Source organism: Treponema sp. Marseille-Q4130 (assembly GCF_014334325.1).
Taxonomy (GTDB): Bacteria; Spirochaetota; Spirochaetia; order Treponematales; family Treponemataceae; genus Treponema_D.
The window spans coordinates 185,706-210,025 of record NZ_JACSET010000001.1 but is presented as its reverse complement, the minus strand read 5'-3'; the positions used below and the strand labels follow the sequence as shown (position 1 = coordinate 210,025).

The 24,320-nt window shown below is 50.7% G+C and carries 20 protein-coding genes, 1 tRNA gene and 1 pseudogene; 11 read left to right on the top strand and 11 right to left on the bottom strand.

Annotated features, from left to right (window positions below; all coding sequences use genetic code 11):
• Window positions 1–13: 13 nt before the first annotated feature.
• The 5 genes and pseudogenes from H9I36_RS00860 to recQ all read right to left on the bottom strand — a co-directional run bounded on the left by H9I36_RS00860 (window position 14) and on the right by recQ (window position 6,369).
• The gene (locus H9I36_RS00860; protein WP_187383499.1) at window positions 14–949 is read right to left on the bottom strand and encodes a sugar-binding transcriptional regulator; all 936 of its coding nucleotides are present in this window, start codon (window positions 947–949) and stop codon (window positions 14–16) included.
• The gene (locus H9I36_RS00855) at window positions 946–1,785 is read right to left on the bottom strand and encodes a carbohydrate ABC transporter permease (protein ID WP_187383498.1); all 840 of its coding nucleotides are present in this window, start codon (window positions 1,783–1,785) and stop codon (window positions 946–948) included. Before H9I36_RS00855 ends, H9I36_RS00860 begins: the two co-directional genes overlap by 4 nt.
• A complete protein-coding gene (locus tag H9I36_RS00850) occupies window positions 1,778–2,668 on the bottom strand; it encodes a carbohydrate ABC transporter permease (protein WP_187383497.1) in 891 nt (296 codons plus the stop codon). Before H9I36_RS00850 ends, H9I36_RS00855 begins: the two co-directional genes overlap by 8 nt.
• 395 nt (window positions 2,669–3,063) lie before the next feature.
• A complete protein-coding gene (locus H9I36_RS00845; protein WP_187383496.1) occupies window positions 3,064–4,320 on the bottom strand; it encodes an ABC transporter substrate-binding protein in 1,257 nt (418 codons plus the stop codon).
• Window positions 4,321–4,461: 141 nt separating this feature from the next.
• Window positions 4,462–6,369, bottom strand: a pseudogene (gene recQ, locus H9I36_RS00840) (DNA helicase RecQ).
• A gap of 70 nt (window positions 6,370–6,439) precedes the next feature.
• Here recQ and H9I36_RS00835 point away from each other — a divergent pair.
• Window positions 6,440–6,522, top strand: a tRNA-Leu gene (locus H9I36_RS00835).
• Between the two features lie 446 nt (window positions 6,523–6,968).
• Here the strand turns inward: H9I36_RS00835 and H9I36_RS00830 are convergent.
• Together H9I36_RS00830 and H9I36_RS00825 are read right to left on the bottom strand one after the other, a co-directional pair.
• A complete protein-coding gene (locus H9I36_RS00830) occupies window positions 6,969–8,615 on the bottom strand; it encodes a DUF438 domain-containing protein (RefSeq protein ID WP_187383495.1) in 1,647 nt (548 codons plus the stop codon).
• Between the two features lie 123 nt (window positions 8,616–8,738).
• Window positions 8,739–10,298: a YifB family Mg chelatase-like AAA ATPase gene (locus tag H9I36_RS00825; RefSeq protein ID WP_187383494.1), complete on the bottom strand. Its 1,560-nt coding sequence runs from the start codon at window positions 10,296–10,298 to the stop codon at window positions 8,739–8,741.
• Window positions 10,299–10,946: 648 nt separating this feature from the next.
• On the opposite strand from H9I36_RS00825, the gene H9I36_RS00820 reads away from it, so the two are divergent.
• The 7 genes from H9I36_RS00820 (at window position 10,947) to H9I36_RS00790 (ending at window position 17,895) form a co-directional block, all read left to right on the top strand.
• Window positions 10,947–11,486 (top strand): outer membrane protein assembly factor BamD, encoded by a 540-nt coding sequence (locus tag H9I36_RS00820; protein ID WP_187383493.1) that lies wholly within the window; start codon window positions 10,947–10,949, stop codon window positions 11,484–11,486.
• A gap of 128 nt (window positions 11,487–11,614) precedes the next feature.
• Window positions 11,615–12,649 carry a hypothetical protein gene (locus H9I36_RS00815; protein WP_255422614.1) on the top strand — a complete coding sequence of 345 codons (1,035 nt, stop codon included), beginning with the start codon at window positions 11,615–11,617 and terminating at the stop codon, window positions 12,647–12,649.
• Window positions 12,650–12,725: 76 nt separating this feature from the next.
• Complete coding sequence (locus H9I36_RS00810; protein WP_187383492.1) at window positions 12,726–13,334, top strand: helix-turn-helix domain-containing protein; 609 nt, start codon at window positions 12,726–12,728, stop codon at window positions 13,332–13,334.
• Between the two features lie 119 nt (window positions 13,335–13,453).
• Window positions 13,454–13,666 (top strand): 30S ribosomal protein S21, encoded by a 213-nt coding sequence (gene rpsU / locus H9I36_RS00805; protein WP_016520808.1) that lies wholly within the window; start codon window positions 13,454–13,456, stop codon window positions 13,664–13,666.
• 202 nt (window positions 13,667–13,868) lie between these two features.
• The gene (locus H9I36_RS00800; RefSeq protein WP_187383491.1) at window positions 13,869–14,816 is read left to right on the top strand and encodes a PilZ domain-containing protein; all 948 of its coding nucleotides are present in this window, start codon (window positions 13,869–13,871) and stop codon (window positions 14,814–14,816) included.
• Between the two features lies 1 nt (window position 14,817).
• The gene (locus H9I36_RS00795; RefSeq protein WP_187383490.1) at window positions 14,818–15,984 is read left to right on the top strand and encodes a tetratricopeptide repeat protein; all 1,167 of its coding nucleotides are present in this window, start codon (window positions 14,818–14,820) and stop codon (window positions 15,982–15,984) included.
• A 12-nt stretch (window positions 15,985–15,996) separates the two neighbouring features.
• Window positions 15,997–17,895 carry an FAD-dependent oxidoreductase gene (locus H9I36_RS00790; RefSeq protein WP_187383489.1) on the top strand — a complete coding sequence of 633 codons (1,899 nt, stop codon included), beginning with the start codon at window positions 15,997–15,999 and terminating at the stop codon, window positions 17,893–17,895.
• A 169-nt stretch (window positions 17,896–18,064) separates the two neighbouring features.
• Here H9I36_RS00790 and H9I36_RS00785 read toward each other — a convergent pair whose 3' ends face one another.
• The 4 genes from H9I36_RS00785 to murB all read right to left on the bottom strand — a co-directional run bounded on the left by H9I36_RS00785 (window position 18,065) and on the right by murB (window position 21,427).
• Window positions 18,065–18,571, bottom strand: a complete 507-nt coding sequence (locus H9I36_RS00785) for a DUF192 domain-containing protein (protein ID WP_187383488.1) — start codon at window positions 18,569–18,571, stop codon at window positions 18,065–18,067.
• Window positions 18,572–18,652: 81 nt separating this feature from the next.
• A complete protein-coding gene (locus tag H9I36_RS00780) occupies window positions 18,653–19,195 on the bottom strand; it encodes a hypothetical protein (RefSeq protein ID WP_187383487.1) in 543 nt (180 codons plus the stop codon).
• Window positions 19,196–19,220: 25 nt separating this feature from the next.
• A complete protein-coding gene (locus H9I36_RS00775) occupies window positions 19,221–20,411 on the bottom strand; it encodes a Crp/Fnr family transcriptional regulator (protein ID WP_187383486.1) in 1,191 nt (396 codons plus the stop codon).
• A gap of 83 nt (window positions 20,412–20,494) precedes the next feature.
• Window positions 20,495–21,427 carry a UDP-N-acetylmuramate dehydrogenase gene (gene murB / locus H9I36_RS00770; RefSeq protein ID WP_187383485.1) on the bottom strand — a complete coding sequence of 311 codons (933 nt, stop codon included), beginning with the start codon at window positions 21,425–21,427 and terminating at the stop codon, window positions 20,495–20,497.
• A gap of 49 nt (window positions 21,428–21,476) precedes the next feature.
• Here murB and cysS point away from each other — a divergent pair, with 49 nt between their 5' ends.
• Genes cysS through H9I36_RS00755 form a run of 3 tightly spaced genes read left to right on the top strand, consistent with a single transcriptional unit; the run spans window position 21,477 to window position 24,234 of the window.
• Window positions 21,477–22,946, top strand: coding sequence for a cysteine--tRNA ligase (gene cysS / locus H9I36_RS00765; RefSeq protein ID WP_187383484.1), 1,470 nt, complete (start codon window positions 21,477–21,479; stop codon window positions 22,944–22,946).
• A 15-nt stretch (window positions 22,947–22,961) separates the two neighbouring features.
• Window positions 22,962–23,531: an RNA polymerase sigma factor gene (locus tag H9I36_RS00760; protein WP_187383483.1), complete on the top strand. Its 570-nt coding sequence runs from the start codon at window positions 22,962–22,964 to the stop codon at window positions 23,529–23,531.
• A complete protein-coding gene (locus H9I36_RS00755; protein ID WP_187383482.1) occupies window positions 23,512–24,234 on the top strand; it encodes a hypothetical protein in 723 nt (240 codons plus the stop codon). Before H9I36_RS00760 ends, H9I36_RS00755 begins: the two co-directional genes overlap by 20 nt.
• Window positions 24,235–24,320: the final 86 nt, after the last annotated feature.

Genomic DNA, 24,320 nt, shown 5'->3' with positions numbered 1-24,320 from the left:
CGCGCTCGGGCAGTCATTTTAAATAATCGATGACGTGATGCGCCGTCTGAATATCCGTTACGAGCGTATCGATAAGACCGGTACGCAAACCGCCGATGATGCTTTCCACTTTTGTAAAACCGCACGCGACCGCGACGACCCACGGAACGCGGGCGATATCGTCGACGGGGATGAGTATTTCGTTGCCTGCGATCGTATACAGATTGCCGTCGATATCGTAATAATTGTGAAGGATATCGCCGACGATATTTTTCGTGTTGATTTCCTTAAACACTTCGCTCGTAAACATCCCCTCGCGCTGCGAAGGAAAGCGGCTCGTCGCGCATCCCAATCCCGCAACAAGGACATGAAGCGACCGCCATGCGCCGTTTTCTTTCAACGCGATCCGCCGGTCGGGGAATTTCCTTTCGATAAGCAAACGATCTATGAAAGCGCCGTCGACTTTGCCTCCCCAATTTTGTGCAAGGTTACGGGTAAGGCGCACCGTATCGAAATACGGATTATCGCCGTCGGCTTCGAGCAGGCACGCTGGGTAATATACCCAATTCGATTTCCGCTCTCCCCGATTTTTTACAAGCGTCACATCGTGCATCGTCTTACCCCAGCCGATACCGATGCTCGACACGTTATTCGGAAGCGTTTCGAGCATATACGAAGCGGCTTTTTCCGCAACGCGCTCGAGCGCTTTATCCGAATTGTCGCTGCCCTGCACGAGCACGATATTTTTTATATGAAAAATCGTTTTAAAAAGCTCGTTCAGGTTGTCCGTTTCGTCTTTACTCACCGGAAGATTTACCGAAATCGTAACGATGCCTTTCCGCTGCGCCTCTTTCAGATAATTTCCGATCTGCACGTGCGACACCTTATACGCCGCGGCGATCTCCGCTTGTGTTTTTTTTCTGATATAATAATCGATCGCGATATCGAGCAGCTTTTCATCGTCCGTCATTCTTTGACGCTTCCGACAACTCTATTGATAAAAAAATCCTGCGCGAGATTAAACAAAATCAATGCGGGGACTGCAATGATGACGCTCGTCGCCATGAGTGCGCCCCAGTCCGTCATTTCGTCTCCGCGAAACGTCGTCAAGCCGACGGTAAGCGTAAATTTATTTCTGCTCGTGATAAACGACGACGCGATGAGAAACTCCTGCCACACTTGAATAAACGTATACACACTTGTTGCGACGATGCCCGGCGTAACGAGCGGAAAAAAAACGTGCGCCAATATTTGAAACGTATTGCAGCCGTCGAGACGAGCGGCTTCTTCGAGCGCGTCGGGAACATCTCTGTAATAGGTCGACTGCAGGATAATCGAAACGGGAAACTGCAGCGCGACATACGGGATGACGATCGACGGAAGCGTATTGTAAAGATGAAATCTGTTACACAAAAGAAAGAGCGGCACCAAGAGCACCACGACGGGGAACATCTGCGTTACGCCGAGAAATCGCTGTATCGTTTTTTTGCCTTTAAAATTGAGACGCGCGAGCGCAAATGCGGCGCAGCTTGCAAAAAACGTCGTAAAGACGACCGTCGCGATCGTCGCTTTTAGGCTGTTGATAAAATACATTCCCACATTGTATTGGGTGAAAGAGCGGAGGTAATTGCTCAAATCGAATGATCGAGGAATAAGACGAGGCGGCAATTCGTATACCGCAAGCGTTTCTTTAAAGGACGTAACGAAGATCCAATAAAACGGAAACAAAACGAGGATGAACAAAATCACGGCAAACAGATAGACGATCTCTATCGTAAAAAAAGAGCGCCGTTTCAAATCAGTCATAATTTTTACCTCCGATCAAAAAGCGCAAGAGCACGCCGATACCGATGACGATCAGCATAACGCAAAACATATATACGCTCATCGTAGCCGCGTTGCTGAGCGAAAAATACGTAAAGGCTTCGCGCTGAATGAGCAGGGACATCGTCGTCGTCATTTCCGCCGGCCCGCCGTTTGTCATAACTTTCATAATATCGTATGCGTTAAACGTCCAAATAAAGCACAAGAAAATACACGATATGAGTATATCGCGCACGAAAGGCAGCAGCACGTACCAAAACAATTTCATACCCTGCACTCCTTCGATCTGCGCCGCATCGAGCTGATCGTTCGGAACCGTACAGAGCTTCGCGTAAATCATCAGCGTAAAAAACGGAAACGCGCGCCAAATATTCGCCATGATAGCCGCAGTCATGGACAGCGGCCCGCTGCTGAAAAACGAAAAATGCTGTCCGACGACACCGGTCGCTTTCAAAATCCACGTGATGATTCCCGCATCTTCGTTCAGCATAAGCGAAAAGATATAGCCCGTTACGACGGACGGCAAAATCCACGGAATCAAAATAAACGATTTCAGTGCACCGCTTCCCTTAAAACCGCTGAACATGAGAAACGCGGAACCGACGCCGATCAAGACGGCGAACAGGAGATTGACGGCAGTCCAAATGCCCGTTCTTCCGAGCGCATTCCATAAACGCCTGTCGTACAGCATGGCAAAATAATTCTGCAGTCCGACAAAGGGTCGATCGATTTCACTCAAATTGTAATTAAAAAAACTGAGAATGATATTTCTCAGCATCGGGTAAAACAGAAAAATCGCTATCATGATCAGCGGCGGCCCGACGAGCACATAGGGCACGATTTTATGCAGCCGGTTATGTTTCATTTTTGTAATCCTTTGTAAAAGATATGCCGATCGACCCGAATGCGTCTCAACCGGCATCGATTTTGAAATTAAATGCAGGTTCCGTCAAAACGCGGCGGAACCCTATACAATTTTAATAAGTTCAATTTCGAGTTTTCTAAAACTCGAAATTTTCCAACTGTTTCGTTCACCAACTGAACAGCGAGTTTCGAGAGTGAATAAAATCATGCGGAGGCGAGGTTCCGGCTGCGTGCCGTTTCGAGCGTTAGGCTTGCGGAAGCCTACCCTAAAAGCTCGACCGCGGCATATACGGCGAGTTTGCAGAGCAAACTCGGTAGTGAGCGCAGCGAACGAAGTTCTCGCCGAAAGCATAACTTTATTTAGAAATACTTTCGAAACTCGACATTCGACCTAATTTATTTTATCGTATCGAGCACGGCCTGAACTTCCTGCTGACCGAGTCTGCACGCTTCTTCGGGAGTGATGAGCTTCATCATACATTCGCTGTATCGCCTGTTCCACGTTTCGAATACCTTCGGCAAAACGGACGTGAGCGGACACGGATATTCTGCTTTGGCGAGCTGTTCGCGGAATACGGTGTAATCCGGTTTATTAAACGGAGGATAGTCGAAAGCGCGCGAATCGGCGGGAAGACCGCGGGCGATTTTTCCCTGCACTTCAGGCTGGAGCGCATAGCGTAAAAATGCCCATGCGCCGTCAGGATTTTTCGCGCCGGAACCGATACCCCACATATAACCGCCCATAGCCGATGAACGGTATCCCTTCGGACCGACCGGCATCTGAACGAAATCGAGATCGGCTCTGTCGGCAAATTGCGGAATGACGCTCGCGATCTGAGAAGGCGTCCACCACATCATGACGACTTTGCCTTGAGCGAACATACTCCGCGCGACGGTGTTGTCGAGGTTTCCGTCTTGCGGCATGCACGCATACATCTGCTGCGCCCACTTCATATAATCGACTGCTTCGGGAGTGCCGAGCCGTGCGACGTATTTGCCGTTTTTATCCTGTTCGTAGACATGAATACCCCAGTTCAGCATAAAGCCGCCGAGGTCGTATACGCAAAACGTCGATCGGTTGAGTCCGCCCGCCATCGCATAATATCCTTTGCTGTAACCGGCCTTTGCGATTTTCAGCATATCGTCCGTATTTTTCGGAGGCTGCATTCCGAGCTCGCGGAGGATTTTTACGTTATATGCGAGAATACGGCAGTCCGGATCGAAGGGGATGCCGTACATTTTACCGCCGAACCTGCTCGCTTTGACCGCTCTTTCGGAAAAATACGAAAGATCCACCGATCCGTCTTTTAAATATTTATCGAGGGGAGCGACGACACCGCCTTTTACAAAAGAAGAAAGCGAAGAGTGATTGACCATGATGACGTCGTAATCGTTGCCGGTCGAATGTGACAAAAGCGTTTGCTTGTCGAGATCGTTGTAATCGATTTTGTCGATGACTAAATCGTATTGGGGATATTTCGCTTCAAAATCCGCTTCGATATTGTTCGGAGCGAGTTTTTGATCGTACGTCGACGACCACACCATGATGCGCACTTCGGTCTTTTTGCCCGATGCGGCAGAATCGCTCCCGCCTGTTGCAAACGCCGCAAAGGCTGCGACGGAAGCAAGGGCAATTGTCACTAACTTTTTCATAACGCCTCCAATAAAAACTTTTAATTATCGTTTGAAAATTTACATTTCAAATCGATAATACTTACTTTTGTAAGTATAAACCAGAAGAATTGTAACACGAAGTATGTCAGTTGTCAAATAAAAAAAGCAAATACGCCGATTTTACTCATTTTTCACGATGCGTATGATCGCACTGCCGAAACGATCGGCTTTTACCGAACCGATGCCGTATACATGGGAAAGTTCCGCGTCATTTGCCGGCTTTTTGGCCGCAATGTCGGCTATCGTCCGGTCTCCGAATATGACGTACGGCGGCACGTTTTCTTTTTCGGCGATTTTTTTGCGCCACGCTTTGAGTTCCCGCGCGATGCGGAGCGCATCTCCGTCGCTTTGATCGACGATTTTTGACGGAAGCGATTTTTTTGCAGCTTTGCGCGGAAAATCGAATGAAGCGGATCCGAAAGGCGATGCTGCGGATTTTACTACCGGAAGCCGATCATCTTCCGCTTCGAAAGCTCCGAGAGAAAGCGGCAGTTCGATTTTTTCACGCGAAGCCAAATCGCGCTTTGCTTTTTGAGAGAGAGAAAGCACTCGGTAGTCTTCGGATTTATGAAGATAGCCCGCATCGACAAGCGCATCTGTGAGCGCAAACCAATCGCTCTTCGGAAAGTCTTTTCCGATACCCCACGTCGAAATCGAATCGTGTCCGTTTTCCGCAATGCGCTTGGCACGAGAACCCGTAAGCACATCGATGACGTAGGACGCGCCGAATCGCTCCCGCGTACGCAAAATACAAGAAAGAAGCTTTTGAGAGGGAAGCGTCACATCGACCGACGGAAGCTCTCCGGCTGCGCAGACGCTGCAGCACGAAAACGCGTCCTGACTTACACCTTCTTCGCCGAAGTAGGAAAGCAAAAACCGTCGGAGACATGTCTTTGATGACGCATAAGAAATCATGCTTTGCAAAAGCCGTTCCGATTTTTTACGGTCGGCGCTTTCGTCGAAAAACCAGCGGACTTTCCGTACGTCTTCCGCGCCGTATAAGAGCAGCGCGTGAGCAGGAAGTCCGTCGCGCCCCGCCCTGCCGATCTCCTGATAATATTGTTCGACGGATTTCGGAACGGAATAATGGATGACAAAGCGTACATTCGGCTTATCGATCCCCATACCGAATGCGACGGTTGCAACCATGATGAGCGCTTTGTCGCGGATAAACGATTGCTGATGCGATGCGCGCTCGGCGTCGCTTAATCCCGCATGATAATTCAGTGCGGAAAATCCCATATCGCAAAGAGAATGCGTAAGATCGTCGACTTCGCGCCTCGAAAAACAATAGACGATACCGCTTTCATCCGGATGATTTTTAATAAAATGTACGACTTGACCGAGCGCGTTCCGCTTGGGCTGCACTTCGAGAAAAATATTTTCACGGTTAAAGCTCGCGACAAAAATCCGACATCGTTTCATGCCGAGATTTTTAATAATATCGGCTCGCACGGAAGACGTCGCGGTCGCCGTCAGCGCAAGGCACACGGCATCGGAAAAGAGATGCCGCACGGAAGCAAGTTCGAGATAATCGGGACGGAAATCGTGCCCCCACTCGCTGATACAGTGCGCTTCGTCGATCGTAACGCAGCTCACTTTGACGCCGTCGGAACAAAACAAATCCTTTAAGCGCTCCGTCGCAAGACCTTCGGGTGAAACGTAAACGAGCTTTATCTTTCCCGAACGGATATCGTCCGAAGCTTTTCAATAGTCGTCCCATTCGAGCGTGCTGTTTAAAAACACGGCGCTGACACCGTTTTCGGCAAGGGCGGACACTTGATCCTGCATGAGCGCGATGAGCGGAGAAACGACGATCGTCAGCCCGTCGAAGATGAGCGCGGGTATCTGGCAGCACAGCGATTTACCGCCGCCGGTCGGCATAACGGCGAGCGTATCCTTTCCGGCGAGCACCGATGCGATAATCTCTTTTTGAAAGGGCCGAAACGAATCGTAACCGAAAACGGCTTTCAGCACACGCTCCGGCTCCGCACCGACAAAGTCGGCCGCACCCGCGTTGTGTATCATAAAAATAATTATACCGTTTCACCGCGCACTTGCAAATATACCGCTATTGCGGTATATTGACATTTACCCTGCCGGCATGGTGGAATGGTAGACACGAGGGACTCAAAATCCCTTGGCCGCAAGGCCGTAAGAGTTCAAGTCTCTTTGCCGGCAAAGAAAATATTCCATATCGACATATAAATCAATTATTAATAAAAATGCCGCACATTCGGAGACAGAGACTTGAACTCGGAAGCTCGCGCTGAGCAGGTGCGAAGAAGAGCTCATGAATCCGAGCAGTGCATAGGATTTATGAGCGTATTGATAAAAGAAAAACGCTGCAGGCGTTTTTCGACTCACGACTTTTCGGCAGCAGGATGCCGCCGGAAGCGAGCGGAGGCGTTCCCGCAGGGAGGGGCTGTCTCAAAAGTCGGTTACTTTTTCGACAGCCCGTCGAGTTTAAAATTAAGTCTTTGTATTATAATGACTTAATTTTAAACATCGCATATAAAATCAAGGAAGCTGTCCAAAAACTGAAGTTTTTGGACAGCTTCGACCGGAGGGATTCAAGTCTCTTTGCCGGCAAACAAAAAGGCGGGCTTTGCGCCGCTCCGCTCGATTTATTTTCCGTCGTGAGCTTTTATCTTCGCTTCGATCGCCGCGATCAGTTCGTCCATCGGCATTTGGCTGCGCTCGCTCATAATCGAAACGGTCGCTTTGGGGATCATAATGCGGGCGAGCGGCGTTTGAAGCATTTTAAACGCCGGATTGATCGACGGAAGCTCGGCTTTCAGCCACGGGTAGGATGCAAGCATATCCGAAAGCTTCGTTTCGCCTTTGAGCGGCAAAACCTTTGCGTCTTTCGCACTTTCCGAATAATGCTCCGATGCAGCCGTTTCTGCTCCGGCGCTTTCTTTTTTCGGCAAACTTTCCGCGTCCGCTGTATTGCTTCCCGAAGCGGTGTCGTCCGCATAGACTTTTTCTTTTTTACCGCTGCTCCACGTCAAAAGCGTCTGCGAGCCTTCGAGACTTCTGATATGGGTGCAGTCCTGCATCATCTCCAAAATGCCGCGGAAGCGCCCGTCGGCATCGCGCACCGCGATATACGTAATATAGATAAAAAGACCGGGCTTATTTATCCAAAACTCCGCTTCGTTCTCTTCACCGCTTCTGAATTTTTTAATAATTTCTTCGACGATGTGGACGCTCGCTTTCGGATGACAATTTTTTACGTCGCGACCGATAACGTTTTTACTGCGCGGAAACACGCGGTGTTCGGTATCGGTATAAAAGCGGACGATTTCATTTTCGTCGACGTAGGAAATATCGACCGGCATGTGTTTATAGATCAAATTGATTTGATCGAGCGTCAAGCGTCCCGTCGTAACGTCGAGCTCTTCACCGGAAGAAGCTGCGTAACCGTGTTTTTGTAAAAGCTTTGCAAGGTCGCTTGCAAAATCGCCGCCTGCACCCGACACAGTTTTCGCATCCGCACAGCTGCCCTTCGAAAAAGCGGCCGCTCCGCTTTTTGCGGAACTTGAGTTTACATCGATCCACGCAAAACCGATTTCTCTGTCGCCGATTTTCATATCTTCGAATTCTTCCGGAGTGAGCATCGCAAGAGAGGTCGGATACAGAATCGTGTTTTCTTTGGAAATCAAATCGCGGACGTCGGCGACGATCGTCGGCTGCATCGCGAGGAAGGCGTCGTCTTTACCTTCATCCAAAAGCGTGCGCGCGTCTTTTATCTCGTCGCGGATAAAATCGTCGAGCGTCCACATTGTCGTCGTCGGACGGTCGAAGCCCTTGCGCTCAAGCATGGAATACAATTGATTTTGCTTGCGGGAAAAGTGGAGACGATACTGCGCAAGCTTATCGTAGATTTCGAGCCATTGATTTTTGATGAGCGGGTATTGAACCAAATCTTCGATTTCAAGCATGATTTTTAAAAGCGCATCGTTTTCGCGGTAGTAGCACATGATCGGATGGTCGGCCGGCAGATCGGGGCGGGATGTGTCCATGATATCTTCAAAAAGGACAAGCATACCTTGAATGTTTTCTTTGCGGCACTCCTCGTCTTCGAATTCTTTAAGCTCCTGTTCGGCAACGGCGATTTCCGCAGGCGTAAGTTTTTTTACTTTTTCTTTTAAAATCCGCTTGGCTTCTTCAAGGCTCATCCGCCCGCCGTTGTACGCTTCTTTTATTTCCAAAACCGTTTTCAGTTTTTCTTTATCGATATCTTTAAGATACTGCATCATATTTTCCATAAAATAACCTCGTGCGTGTTTTTAGCATTTTTACACCGCTTTGTCAATTTATTGCACTATGCTAACGAAATATCTGCCGGCACATATCGCGTACATTGCCGGATGTCGCGCAAAGAGCGTATCCTACCCGTCCGCATTTTCCGGCAAAAAACCCGTACATGCTTTTCGATATTGTACGGCTTCTTTTACGTGCGTTTCCTGTATAACGGGGCAGCCCGCCATATCGGCTATCGTACGCGCGACTTTTATACAGCTTGCTGCGGCACGCGGAGAAAACCCGCAGCGCATCGCCGCGTTGTCGAGAGCCTTTCGCCCTTCGGCGCTTATCGGACAGCATCTCGCAATTTCTTCCGGCAAAAGCTTTGCGTTTTTTTTGCCCTGCCTTTTCCGCTGCGTCTTTACCGCACGGGCGATTTCCATGCGCAATTCGGCAGTCGTCGTCCGCGCCGCGTCCTGCCCCGTTCCTTCATTGTCGACGAAAACGCGCATATCGATGCGGTCTAAAAGAGGTGCTGAAAACTTATTCCAATAAGTTTCGACGGTGCGGGCGCTGCACAGGCAGATTTTCGATTTCGATCCGAAGTTTCCGCAGGGACAGGGGTTTGCCGCCATGAGCAGCTGAAACGACGCGGGATAGATCGTCGAGCGTCCGGCGCGGGCGAGCGTGATGCGTCCGCTTTCGATCGGTACGCGGAGCATCTGCAAAACCGACGAACGGAACTCGGCGGCTTCATCGAGAAAGAGTACGCCGTTATGTGCAAGCGATATTTCTCCGGGCATACAACGTATGCCGCCGCCGCATATGCCTTCGATCGTCGCGGTTTGATGCGGCTGACGAAACGGAGCAACCCTGATAAGCGGTTCGTTTCCGCGCATGAGCCCTGCAATCGAATAGATGCGCGTGACGGGCTGCGCTTCTTCGACTGCGAGCAGCGGAATGAGCGCGTGAAATTTTTGCAGCGCCATCGTTTTGCCGCAGCCGGGAGCGCCGATCGCAATGAGGTTGTGCCCGCCGGCCGCCGCAATCTGCAAGCCCCGCACAAAAAAACTTTGTCCCGCGATATCGGCGAATTCAAAACCTTCGGTAACGGGCGGAAAAAGCACGCCCTCCGTTTCGACGCAGTTTTCCGGCACAAAGGCGTTTTGCAGTGAAGGGCCGCGCTCTGTAAAAACTTCATCCGAAGCGAGCGCGGAAAATGCATCTTCGAGAGCCGCCGCTCCGTACACTTTCATGCCGTTCACTTCGCGCGCTTCGTCTGCGTTCGAAAGCGGTACGATGCATTTAAAAATACCCGAAGCAGCGGCAGTGGAAGCGGCAGCGTGGACGGCACGCACGCCTCGCACATTTCCCGAAAGCTCAAGTTCGCCCATAACAAGGACGGAAGGCGAATCGGAAATACAATTTTTGCCGCTCCGCGCTTGGAGAACGGCGAGCGCGATCGCCAAATCGAAGCCCGCACCTTCTTTCCGCATATCGGCGGGCGATAAACTGACGAGCACGCGCTCCGGCGGAAAGTCGAAGCCGGAATTCTGTACGGCAGCTCTCATACGCTCGCGCGATTCTTTTACCGCGCCGTCCGCAAGCCCGACGATATCGACGGCGGGAATGCCGCGCCTGATATCCACTTCGACTGTAACGAGTGCGCCTTCGTACCCGAACGGAGAAAACGAAAAAATCTGCATACACATTATGCTCCATGCATATATGGAAACCTCTGAAAACTGTTTTTTAGAGGTACTTTGAAAATGCGATTTCCTTAAATCCTTAAATAAGATCGTCTGCAACAGTGCAGTTTCGGAGCATATGCACAAAGATTTTTTGAAAAAATGAGCTCATCGTTCGGCTTCGATGCGCTCGTTGCAAGTTGCGCGGGGAACGTCCTTCAATGCACGGCATGGATGCCGTGTCGTATCTTGGCAAAACGGCTGCGTATTTTTGCGTAGCAAAAATACGGTAGTGAGCGGTACACGGATGTACCGCGAACGACCACTGCTCGCAATCTTATAGGAAATCGGGAGTCGAAAAACGGCCGAGCCGTTTTTCTTTTATCCGCGCGGAGGCTTTCATACCTCATCCTCTCGGATGCAATGAAAAGTATGAAAGCCGACTGCAATTCCTTATGAGGACACAAAGCGCGGCATTTATGCGCGCTTTGTGATAGGAGACGCTCAGCGATTGCTGCGCACTGCTCGCAATCTTATAAGAAGTCGAGAGGCGAAAAACGGCCGAGCCGTTTTTCTTTTATTAAGACGCTTGAGGATTCCTCCGCATTGCTCGGAATCCTCAAGCTCTTGCTTTTTTTATACTTCTCATTGTACACTGGAGGTGTTATGAAGAAAATTACTGTTATTGCATTGACCTCGGCGGTGTGCGGTGCGCTTTTATTCGCTTCGTGCCGTACGGTAAAAGATATCCCTGAAGATTTAACTTCCACGCAGCTCATTCAGCTCGGACAAAACGCATACGGAAGCGCTCAATATAAAAACGCGGAAACCTATTACAGAACGGTGATCGCGCGGTACGGTATCGATTCGTCGGTCTATGTGGAAGCGCGATACGAACTCGGGCATCTCTACCTAAAACAAAAAAAATACGCGGCAGCGTACGCGTCATTTAAAGAGATACTCGATATGTACGCATCGACGACGCCGGGCGTGCTGCCTGGGGCATACAATAAATTGGCGGAAATCGGTATGCAGCGTATCCCGAAAAATAAATTGCCGGAAACAAAATCGAGCGAAGTGCAGACGGATGTCGGAACAAAAGGTGAAAGCGCGGACACGGCAAACGAGACCGTACAAAAAACGCAAGATACGGGCGGACAGGGATCGCAGACCGTCGATGCGCAAGGATCACAGGCGGCGGAATAAAAAATACCGGTCGCCATACATCAGGGCGGATCGGTATTTTCCACTCGAGATTTGAACGAAACATTGACGAACGACGTTTCGTTTGTTAAAATTCACAGTATTATTAATAAAGGACGATCGATACGGAAATGACTACTTCTCCCGTCGATATCAAACACATCTACGATACCGATAATATCGCACGCAGCAGGGATGACAAAGGCATCGTCATCCTCACGGAAAAACAAAAAAAGCTCATCGACGATCTGCTCGTATACATGAGAGAAGCGGATGCCGAGCGCGTATTGATAATCAAAGACCGGATGAAAGACCTCGAACACCTCGCACGCGCAATCGCACTGTTTCCGTCGCTCCTCGAACAGCACGATTTACCGGGCGGCATGCGTACGCCGAAAACGCTCGTGGAGATGCTCATCGACAATCAGGAAGCGGGAGATCGTACGCTGCTTTTGCCGTCGAAAGCGAGCCTCGGCAAAGGCTTTCTCGTTGCAAAAATGCACACATTTTCTTCGCTTTCAAAACAGAGCACGCGAATCAAAGCGCCCGCATCTCTTTCAGAAGAGCTCATGACCGAAGCGGTTACGATGATGTTTTCGCTGTTAGCCGAAGACGTGTATTTGAATTTGATCGGAGACAAAACGTTGTCGCGTGAAATCCGCCGTCAATGGGGCTATTCCCTGCTCATGCTGTGGGAATACCGAACGGATGACCGCATTCAAGTTATCGCACCCATCCTCAACGAAGTGTGGACGGCGCGCAGAAAACTCGCTCCCGCGTTCGGCACGATGATGGGCACGAGCGAACTCCTGCTCATTTCGATGCAGATGGACGGTCAGTGGCTCGGTTTTATTAAAAATAAATTAAGCGATTCCGGCGTCTCTCAAGCGATGGAAGAATTTCTGTTCGGCATTTCGTACGAGCAGATTTCGCAGCTGCGCACGATTTTGCGTACCAAGGGCATAGCGGCGATCGGGCGCGACGAAGTGGCCGATTACCTCGGCACGCATGTTAAAACGGATGCGGGGCTCGACTACCGCGATTTTTATTCGCTCTATACGATCCGCAGGGACGACGCCCGAGAACGCGCGCGGATGAAGCTGCCCGGTCCGCATAAAACGCTCGAAGATTACTTTATCCAATTTGTTACCGAGCAAAACGTATAACGAACAAAATGTACGAATCGAATGCCGCCATCCGCAGCTTCAGCAGACGGCGAATGAGGAACGACGAGAGGAAACGATGACACGAATCAATTCGGCCGGTAAAAAAGAGAGCAAACGAGTGCCTTATCATTTCGGCGAAAAGCTGCGTATGGTGCGCGAACACAAAGGCATGACGCTCAAAGTCGTCGCCGAAAAAGCGGGAGTGAGCGAGAGCCTCGTGTCGCAGATCGAGCGCAATAAAGTTTCTCCCGCGATCGATACGTTGCTCGCGCTCGCGGACGCGCTCGACATTAATCTCGAATTTTTATTCGAAGAATACCGGCGCAAGCGTCCGGTCAAAATCACGCGCAGCGACGAACGGCGAACGATTTCGGAAGATGACGTCATATACGAAGAACTTGCAGTATCGGACAGATCGGAAAACGAAAATCGATTCGAAGCGTATGTCATAAAAATGAAGCCGCATTCCCGCACGCACCGCGGTTCGTACGGCCATATCGGCTGGGAACTCGGCGTCGTCGTCAAAGGCGTCATCACGCTCAAGTACGAAGATGAAGTATACGAACTGAAAGCGGGAGACAGCGCTTCGTTTCCCGCAGGCTCATCGCACATGCTTGAAAATAAAATGAAAGAAAACGCGGAAGCGATTTGGATCGTCACGCCGCCGCAGCGCTTTACGGAATAGCAAAACAGAATTTAAAAAATATCGATATCGCTCTGTCAATACCGCTCTTGCAAAACAGGTACATTGTATGCTATAGTATAGATCTTACTCGGTATACCGGTCAGAAGGGGGCGAAACAGATGGCGACTATTGCAGTCGATGATTCCGAAAACCTTGAAAAAGCGATCAAACGTTTTAAGAGAATGGTAGAAAAAGAAGGCATCATCCGCGAATATAAAAAGCGTGAGTTTTATGAAAAGCCCTCTACGATTTTGAATCGCAAAAACAAAGCGCTTCAGCGCAAGCTGATGAAAAAGACGCACCCGCGTCACGAATCGAAATCGGCATATTGATACGAGGTGTTTGCCGTATTCTGTGCCGATTGCGTACGGTCATTTGCAGTGAGCAACAAATCGTACGACACGCGCCTGCCCCGGGGCGGGCGTTTTTGTTTAACTCCCGACAAGCGGTTTGCCTGTGATATTTTGTATCGATATTCACAATCGATATGCCGTGTCGTTGACGAACGCATATCAATTGGTTATCATTTAAAATATGGCGATCGCTACCAACCAGCAGATAACGAATTATTACGATTCTTACAGCGACAAAGAAGTGATTTTTTCGCGCGAAATCCTGCACACGCTCCGTGTCGCACCACGGCAAATATACATCAAATGCGGCGGCGGACAATGGCCGTGCATTATCAATTCCACTTCATTTAAAGCGGCGAAAATAATTATCGGCAGAGCGGGCGGTGCCTTTGCGGTGATCACGCAAAGAAACGCTCCGCCGGTCAGTCTGCGCTTTTGCTTTTTTATCGACAAGGGTACGGAAACGATGAGTTTTTTTATCGCGGGAAAAGTGACGGAGGTTGCGCAGTATATGGATTCGAAAGAGCTTGCCGTCGTAACGCTCACGTATACGCAGCGGCCGCCCGACGACTTTATAGTAAAAATCGGAACACTCATCGAAGCGAATATCAATTTTGTTCAGCGCAAAGAAGACCGCATCATCATGACAGGCGAAGCGCGGCACAGGCTCGGCATAGAAAAAGAAGATACGCTCATCTATGTGCAAAACGTGCCGCGCAAGTGCATTTTGCGCGACCTGTCGTTTTCCGGCGCGAAAGTCGTTTTGCTCGGAGTGCCGAAATTTCTAGCGGACAAAGAAATCATGTTGCGCATCAGCTTCGATGATCCGGTGGAAACGGTCGACATACGCGGAACGATCGTCGGCGCCGTCTTTGCGGAAGGTCGACAGGACATCGTCACTGCGAGCATCAAGTTCGATGAACATACCGTACCGTCCGTATATAAACTGCACATCAACGATTACCTTACGATGACGAAGAAGAATCTCCTCGATGTATCCATGCAGGCGCAGACCGCACAGGCGCAGACAGTCGAACAGGCGGCGGCAACGATGAAAGCGCGCCTCAATGCGGCGGCTTCACGCGGCACGTCAGTACAAAATATTCCCAATACGATAGCAGGAAAATAATATGAATCCCGCAAATCCTCTCGATACGATCTATTACATTAAACTTCCCGAAGATTTTTCGTTGTCCCGAAATGCGATGCGAGTTGATCCGGAAATTCCGCTGCCGGTACAAAAAAAAGCCGGAGACGCGCCCGGTACGTTCAATGTCGAAGAATTGACTCAGGAGCAGATCCTCGCAGGCATTCTCACCGTACTCGCTTACGACAAACACAACGAACACTTGGACTATTACCGCTCGCTGCTGCAAAAAGCGCGGCCGAACATCAAACGGGAGCTTTCCGAAGCGGCGATTTTAAAAGCGAAAAACGAAGACTTCGATATCGCAGAAGAAATGTTCGCGGCGCTTCGCGGTCTCGATCCCGACGATATGACGACCGTGCTCAACACCGCGCTTTTTTTCGACGAGCGGGCAAATTCGTACCGCCGTTCGGGATTGAACGAAGATGCCGATGCATACGATAACGACGCGCTCGGCTATTACAAAGCGGCGATAGATGCCGAACCTGCGATCCCCGATGCGTTTTTCAATGCCGGATTTTTTTACCTCAAACAATACGCGTACCGAGAAGCGAAAGACTGCTTTGAAACCTATATCGCGCTCACCTGCGACGTGCCGGATGCTTCTCTCGGCGAAAACGGCATATACAAAAAAGAGCGCGCACAGGAAATCGTCGATAATATCCGCAATCAAAGCATGGACGACGCCCATTTCAAAGCCGCTTACGATTTGATTTCATCGGGACAGGAAGAAAAGGGGCTCGAAGAGATCAAACAATTTATCAAAACGAATCAAAAAGTGTGGAACGCGTGGTTTTTACTCGGCTGGGGACTTCGCAGAATCGGACGCTACGAAGATGCGGAACAGGCGTTTTTGGAATCGCTTTCGTGTCCCGGAGGAGAGTCGAACTGCGATACGTACAACGAGCTTGCGATCTGCCGCATGGAACAAAACGATCTTGCCGGAGCAAAGCGCTATCTTTCGCGCGCGCTGTCGCTCGATCCCGAAAACACGAAAATCATATCGAATTTGGGATTCGTCGCGCTGAAAGAAAACGATGTCGAAAAAGCGAAACGGTATTTTGCGGCGGCGCTCGAAATTGCCCCCGACGATAAAATCGCCGCGTCGGAATTATTGAAATTGGAAAAAGCGGAAAACGGAAATACGTAAACAGGAGTTTTTATGCACACGGATTTTATCGGGCGTATCGTACGGAGATTTACGGTACTGGGTATCGCTGCGATCACAGCGGTATTTTTTTCATGCGGAAAACCGAAGATCGCGTTCAAAGCGGGCGATTATACCGCGACCGCCGCCGGCAGAAACGGGGATATCAAAATCCGCGTTTTATTTACCGATTCGCGCATCAAAGAAATCAACGTCCTTGAAAGCGCGGAAACGGCCGGCTTGGGAGATGTCGCGATTGAAAAAATTGCGAAAAAAGTTATCGATGAGCAAACGCTTGCCGTCGATGCCGTCGCGGGTGCGACGATTTCATCGAAGGCACTGCTCGCAGCACTTGCCGACTGTGTAACGCAAGCCGGCGCGAATCCCGACGCGCTGAAAAAAAGTGCGCGCAATGCGTCAGCTGCAAAATCCGAAACGTATTCCGCCGATATCGTGATCGTCGGAGCGGGAGCGGCAGGTCTCACTGCCGGAATCGCCGCGTCCGAAGCGGGTGCAAACGTCATCGTTTTGGAAAAAGGCGCAAGCGTCGCGGTGAGCAACGGAGCGGTCGCGGGCGGACCCATCGCTGTCGGTACTCGCATTCAAAAAACGGAAGGCGAAAATCTTACGCTTGAGAAGTTGTATACGCACATGAACGATTTCGCAAACAGCACGATCAATTCGTCGCTGCTGCATAAATGCCTTGCCGTATCGGGGGAAACGATCGATATGATGCAGGATCTCGGTTTGGATATTTACCTCCGCAGAGATGCGTACGGAATCGGTTTCCGCGCCCGGCACGGTATCAAACAGAAAGGTGCCGACAGAATGCGCTTTCTCCGGGAAAAAATCGAATCGAAGGGCGGAAACTTTTTATTTGAAACGGCAGGGAAAAAGCTCATCGTAAAAGACGGGCATGTGATCGGTATCGAAGCGGAAAAATCGGACGGCACGAAAGTCATCGTCAACGCGAAAGCCGTTCTTGTCGCGACCGGCGGATATTTGGGCAGCGAAGAATTTATTCGGAAAAAATTCGGTAACATAACGGTAAATCCACTGGGCAATACGCTTTCGACCGGTGACGGTATTGCGATGATATTGGATGCGGGCGGAGTTGAAGACCGCAACTGGGGTATCGTCGCCAATGAATTTTCCGCCACAAATAAAAAGGCGGGACAATGGACGATAAAATGCAATCAAAATTTACGTTTCGGTATTTACGGCGGTCTCATCGTCAATTCCGACGGCAACCGTTTTTTCAGCGAAGACGTCATGGCAAATAAACCTTTAAGCGGCGCGCAGTCGGCACTCAGGGAAGGAAAATATTACGCAGTAATGGACGACGCATATTACAAATCCGTATGCACGAAGGGAATTTTCGAAACGCTCGGAAAACCGCAAAGCTGGATTGCGGGCGAACGCAATCTGTCGGCGGAAGCGCCGGCATCGGCAGCCCATATCAAAATATTGACGGAAGCACCCTCTCAGCTTGCCGAAGCGATCGAACAGGGTTGGGCGTATAAAGCGGATACGATAGAAGAAGCGGCCTCTCATTTCGCTCTCACCTCTCTCGCAAAAACGGTAGCCCGCTACAATGCATTGTGCGCGACGGGCAAGGACGAAGATTTTTATAAAAATCCGGTATTCCTCACGCCCGTATCGAAGGGACCGTTTTACGTTTTCGAATATGAAACGAGCGCGTGGTGTACGCTTGGAGGTGTAAAAGTTGACGACAGTCTCCGTGCGCTCGACGCGAACAATAAGCCGATTCCCGGACTCTATGCCGCGGGTATCGACGCGGGAAGCGCGTTTACCGCACCGTATTACGATAATGAAGGTTCCGCATTCGGCATTTCGCTCAGCTCGGGAACGCTCGCGGGACGCACTATGGCGGCATACGTAAAAGAATTATAGGAGATGCAACTTAAACTGCGGATGTGCGCGCTTCGAAAAGCCGCACGCATCAGTGCAAGTGCGCGAGGCTGACAAAGCATCCGCGTACTTGCCGGCACTTGCATTTCGCGCGCGGTGTACCTACTCCGCGTGCCGCAGATGTTTACATTTCGCGTCCTGTGCTGCCGAACTACTGCGCACTCGTGTCGAAATCGAGGGCAAGCCTATCGCCGATTTTTATGTTGACGCGATTGAACCAGCCCTGCGGCACTTCGAGCGCATAGCGCACGCTCACCGTGCTCACGACGGGCGCGAGGCTGAACGGCGTCATGTCGTATATGTCGCGGATGCGTCCGCTCGAATCAATATACGCGATCGAAAGCGGATGCGGCGTATCTTTCATCCAAAACGAAAGCACTTCGTCTTTGTCGAACACGAAAAGCATTCCCGTGCCGTCGGGGATGTTCTTGCGATCCATAAGACCCCGTCTCTGCTGGGCAGGGGTACGCGCCATTTCCGCGCGGACGCTTACCGTGCTGCCGTCTGCTCTTTTAAGCGTGAGAGTTTGGACTTCCATCGGAGCATCGCTCGCGCAGGATACGAAAAAGAGCGCGGCGGCAAAAAGCACTGCGCAAGCGGCGGCTTTTTTCCCGAAGGTTATTTTTTCAACGATTTTAAAAATTATTAACTTCATCATCAATATTTCTCCTTAATATTTTTTTCATCGATAACTCTTCCCTTTCCTTCGTACCGTGCAAAGGGCTTTGCATATCGTCCGTCACAGCGAGTCCAAAAACAGTTCGCGCGTCATCTCGGCGGCGGAAAGCGGAACGAGGGATGCGGCGTTCAATTCGTCGAAGACTTTCGTGTCTACATATTTGATCGCAAGCGGCCGCTCGAGGCTCATCGTCACGGTATCCGATTTCCACTCCGATTTTTCGGGCGACAGAGAGGTCGGGTTTCCGTATTTTTTGCACAGAGCGCTGAAAATACTGTAGTGATCCATGCGTCCCCGATCGACATTGATGATCATAATATAGAGGCGGCCCTTGTAAAATTGAAAATAGCACCGGTCGAGAAACGACGAAACGCCTCTCGATTTTGCATCTGTTTCTATGAGCACGCGGTTTTCTCCGGGAAGCAGCGACACGTCCCGCTCTCCGTGATAGCCGAATTCGCCGTTTTTTTTCAAACGCTCTTTTACTTCGTCGAGCGTCATGCCGAGCCGGATACCGCCGTAGCCGAGGGGAAGTGCGTTTTGCGCGACAAGAACAAAAAGCGCGGTGAAAAAGAACAACGCAGCTGCGATCGTTTTTTTCATAAGAAACTCCGCATCACGCGCCCTGTTACGCGTTGTTGTTTTGCTTGCGGTAAAATGCCGCCTGTTTGACAAGTTCGCGGCAGTCGGGCACGAGGATTTTTCCGTTGACAAAGCGGACATGGGAATCGGACTGCAATCGGATAAGGCTTTCGGCTTGCTGCTCTTTCGGAAGTCCGCACATATTCGCCAAATCATAGGGCGTCAAATCCGTTTGATATTGGACGTTTTGCTGTGAAAGATTGAGCTTCGTTTTTTCGACTTGCAGCGCGAGGATGTCGATGAGCTTGTGCAGCGGATCGTGCAAGTTCGCGTTGTCTATCTGCCGGTACATCGACCACAAGCGGTCGGCGAGCATCGTCGTCAAGCGCGAGATGAGCTGGGGCTGGGTTGCAACCATCAAATCGAAGTTTTGCCGGTTTACCGCCATGAGTTTGCACGGTTCGTGTGCGATCGCGCTTGCCGAGCGCGGCTTGTTTTCGAGCAGCGCCATTTCACCGAACATATCGCCTTTTTTCAGCATTGCAAGGGTTACTTCGTTGCCGTCGACGACTTTCGAAATCTTCACTTGCCCTTCCTGGATAATAAACATGTCCGGGCCGTTTTGACTTTCGGAAAATATCATCGTGCTTTTCGGATAGACTCGCATAAGGTCGGGCGTCGACTCAAAATACACCGCATGTGTGCGCTCTTTGAGTACGATAAAACGCTCTTTTGCGCGCCCCGCATTGAGACCGCGCGGACAGGCTTTGAGATATTGATAATAGGCGTATACTGCAATATCCGAAAAACCCGCTTTATCGTAATAATCGGCGACATCGAATATGTGTTCGGGGGTGTCGGCGACAACGTTGTTGAGCGTCAGCTTTGTCAGCGTTTCGTTCATGGAGCGCATACCGTTTGCAAAAGTACGGATGATCTTCATGGCGACGGGCGTATTGCGCATGATGAGTTCGGGGTATTGATCGCGGCGGACGGAAATACCGGTGACGTCGGTGATGGCGATAACGGTTTCGATTTGGGAATGCCCCGACATACACGGGATAACGCCGACGAAGTCTCCCGGTCCGAGCAGTTTAATCGGGCCGCCGGGCGCATCGGTCGCTTTAAAACAGCGTACATTGCCGCTTTGAATGATAAAGAAGCGATCGCTTTCTGCCTTCCCTTCAACGACGAGGTAAGATCCTTTTCTAAAATTTACAAATGATAATTGCAGCAATTCGATTCGCCCTCTGTTTTATAAGTATAAATTCCACTGCCTTGTTTGTCAATCTTTAAAATCGGCATAAATTCAACTTATCTTTACCGTATTCCGCAAAATATTATTTCGCATTCGAGCGTAAACCCCGTCTTTTGCCGTACGGTTTCGACGATGCGATCTACGAGATCGTGCACGTCTTTCGCCGTTGCGCCTCCGGTGTTTACGATAAAGTTTCCGTGCCACGGAGCAATCTGCGCACCGCCGGAGCGCATCCCCTTCAATCCCGCTTCGTCGATGATTTTTCCCGACGGCTTTCCGAATGCACGGTTGTTTTTGAACACGCTTCCCGCGCTCGGAAATTTAAAATGCCCCTTTGCGCTTCGCTCGGCGACGCAGGTTTTGCAGCGCTCTGCGATTTCGTTTTTTTTGTCTTCGGAAAGCTTTTTTGTTTTAAAAACCGCGCGCGTGACGATCCGCTGCGTATTCTGAAAGGGCGATATTTTATAATCCCAATCCGCTGCGTTGAAGCGGTAGGTTTTTTCTTCGAGCGTAGAGCCGTCGATATAGCGGACTTCTGAGAGGACATCGCTTACGGATACGTCGAAGCATCTTGCGTTCATATATACCGCGCCGCCCATGCTTCCGGGAAGCCCCGCAAACGGTTCGAGCCCCGAGAGAACATGCTCCGTGCAAAACGAAACGACCGACGAAACGGAAGCGCCCGCTCCGCACGCGACACATTCGCCTGCGGTTTCGATATCGCAGAGTGCGCTCATAGAAACGACGGCGCCTTCAAAGCCTTTGTCCGATACGACGATATTGCTTCCGCCGCCGAGCACGAAATACGGCACGACATCGGCTTTTAAAACCGAAAGCGCAAAGCGGAGAGACGGAACATCGAAGGGTTCTATAAAAAGGGGTGCGGCACCTCCGATACGGAAAGTCGTGTGATTTGCCATCGTTTCGGAAAAGAGAATGCGGCCTTTAAAATCGTCCGTATTGAATTTTTCAGCCGTTTCGCGTATGCTTGTCATTACGCTACAGTATACTGAAAACGTCTATACTTTTCGATAGGGATTGCTTATGGGATTACGGGTATTCAATACGATGGGACGGGAAATGCAGGATTTCGTGCCGATTACGCCGGGCTTTGTCGGTTTTTACGGCTGCGGTCCGACGGTGTATAATTACGCGCACATCGGAAACCTGCGCGCATACGTATTTCTCGACATACTCGACCGCACGCTTTCCTACCTCGGCTACGATAAAAAGCATGTCATGAACATCACCGATATCGGGCACCTTACGGGCGATGACGATTCGGGTGAAGATAAAATCGTCAAGACTGCGAAAGAACGCCATCAATCGGTGCTCGAAGTCGCGCAGTTTTATACGGATGCGTTTTTTAAGGATTTGGATGCGCTCAATATCCGCCGTCCCGACGTCGTGTGCAAAGCGACCGATCACGTTTCCGATATGATCGAATTGATAAAGCGCATCGAAGCGAACGGTCATACCTATATGTCCGGCGGAAACCTCTATTACGACGTGTCCACGTATGCCGATTACGGAAAGCTCGCAAACCTCCGCCTCGACGATCAAAAAGCCGGAGCGAGGGTCGGCATCGATGAAAACAAACGCAATCCCTACGATTTTGTATTGTGGTTTACAAAATCGAAATTTGAAAATCAGGCGCTGTCGTGGGAAAGCCCCTGGGGAAAAGGCTACCCGGGCTGGCATATCGAGTGCTCGGCGATGAGCATGAAATACCTCGGCGATCATTTCGACATTCACACCGGCGGCATCGACCATATCCCGATCCACCACACGAATGAAATCGCGCAGTCGGAAGGCGCAACCGGTAAAAAATGGGTCAACTATTGGCTGCACAACGAATTCCTCGTCGTCAAAAACGATGCGTCCGGAGACGGAGACAAAATGTCGAAGTCCGCGGGGAATTTTCTGCGTCTTCAAACGCTCGCCGATAAGGGCTACGATGCGCTCGACTACCGCTATTTTTTGCTCGGCGCTCAGTACCGAAGCCAAGTGTTTTTCAGCTGGGACGCGATGGAAAGCGCGAAAAACGCGCGGAAAGCGCTCGTAAAACGCGCCGCGCAGATTATCGAAGCATCTCACGGAAAAGCCTCTTCTTCGCTCGGAAAAAAAGCGCAAGGTTATATCGATTCTTTTAAAGCCGCGCTCGAAAACGATCTTTCGACTCCTCAGGCGATGAGCGCGCTGCACCTTGCCGTAAAGGATTCCGAACTGAAAGCGGAAGAAGCGCTTTCGCTCATCAAAACGATGGACGGCGTACTCGCTCTCAAAATCGAAGCGGAAGCGGCAAAGCTCGAGTCCGCCGCGGTTATCGAAACGCACGAAGGAGACGCGGAAGCGGCCGAAATCGACGCCCTCGTTGCGGAGCGGACGGCGGCGAAAAAAGCGAAGGATTTCGCAAAAGCCGACAAAATCAGAGAGGATTTGGTTTCGCGAGGCATCGTCATCACCGATACGCCGGAGGGGCCGGTGTGGAAGCGGACGGCGAAGCAGCCGTAACTTTTTGGAGTTATCGTGTTTACTACGGTAGAGGAAAATCAATCGGGATCGTCTCATCCGCTCAACGCGGGCAATCCCGCAGATTTTAAAACGATATACGACGCGACGATGCAGCTTTTGTTCCGCATTTCGTACAGGGTTGTCGCCGACGAAGAAGCGGCGGAAGATTTGGCGCACGATTCGCTCATCAAAGCGAACGAAAAAGAACTCGTCTTTCCGTCGCTCAACGATGCGAAGTATTGGCTCATTCGCGTCGTAAAAAACGCATCGCTCAACTACGTCAAGCGGAAGGGACGCGAGCGGAAAGCGTATCAAAAAGCGCTGTACGAAGATCATCGGACGGCGCCGTCGGGCGAAATCGACGTGCTCAAAGCGGAAGCCGCAGAAAAAGCGCGTGAAGCGCTCGCACAGCTTCCGGAAAAGCTGCGCGAAGTTTTGATTTTGCGCGAATACGGAGATTTGAATTATAAAGAAATCGGAAAGACGCTCGGCATTACGGAAGGAAACGTAAAAGTCCGCGTGTTTCGCGCGCGCGAACAGCTGTCGAAATTATTAGGAGAAGACGATGTCTATCTGCCCCGGTAACGATATCCATTCGGTGTATCTCGATAACGAACTTCCCGAAACATACGTCGGAACATACGAAGCGCATATCAAATCGTGCCCGAAATGTGCGGCAAAGCTTGCAGCCTTTCGTGCCGCAAGCGCAGCATTCCGCTCGGAAGCGGACGGCATGACATTGGATAAAGCGTCTCTCGACAAAAGCTGGGAACGCCTCCAAGTGCGCCTCAGCTACAGCAAAACGACCAAGCGTGTGTACCGCTTTTCCGAACACAATTTCCGATACGCCTTTTCCGCAGCGGCGGCCGCGGCAATTTTCGCGCTCATCATACCCGTACGCGTACTCCGCTCTCCTTCCGCAGCGCAAACCGCCGCGATCAATCCGATTTCACGAAGCACAAGCGTCGAACTTGCAAAAAACAACGTCGTCATCAACGGCAATATCGAACAGCCGCACGCATTCGTGCCGTCTCGGGCGGATGAAACATACGGCACAAATGCGGAATACCGCACGGCTTTCGATGCGTCTTTCGGCGCATTCGACGGTGCCCGTTTCGATGCATCCCGTTCGGGAGAACGTCAGCTCGAAGACGTTGACCTCTTCCGCCCCGACTTTACGAACGGCAGTTCCCTCGCGATCAAAATAGGCATACCTGAAATCGGCTTCGTTTCGCAGAACGCCGACATGGATTTTGCAAACGCACAGCTTGTGAGTTCGCTCAAGTGATTTCGTCCGGACAATTCAGCTATTCATTCAGAAAGTCGCCGCTGTTTCGGACGATGTGCGCCGCGGCGCTTGTCGCTTTCGTATCC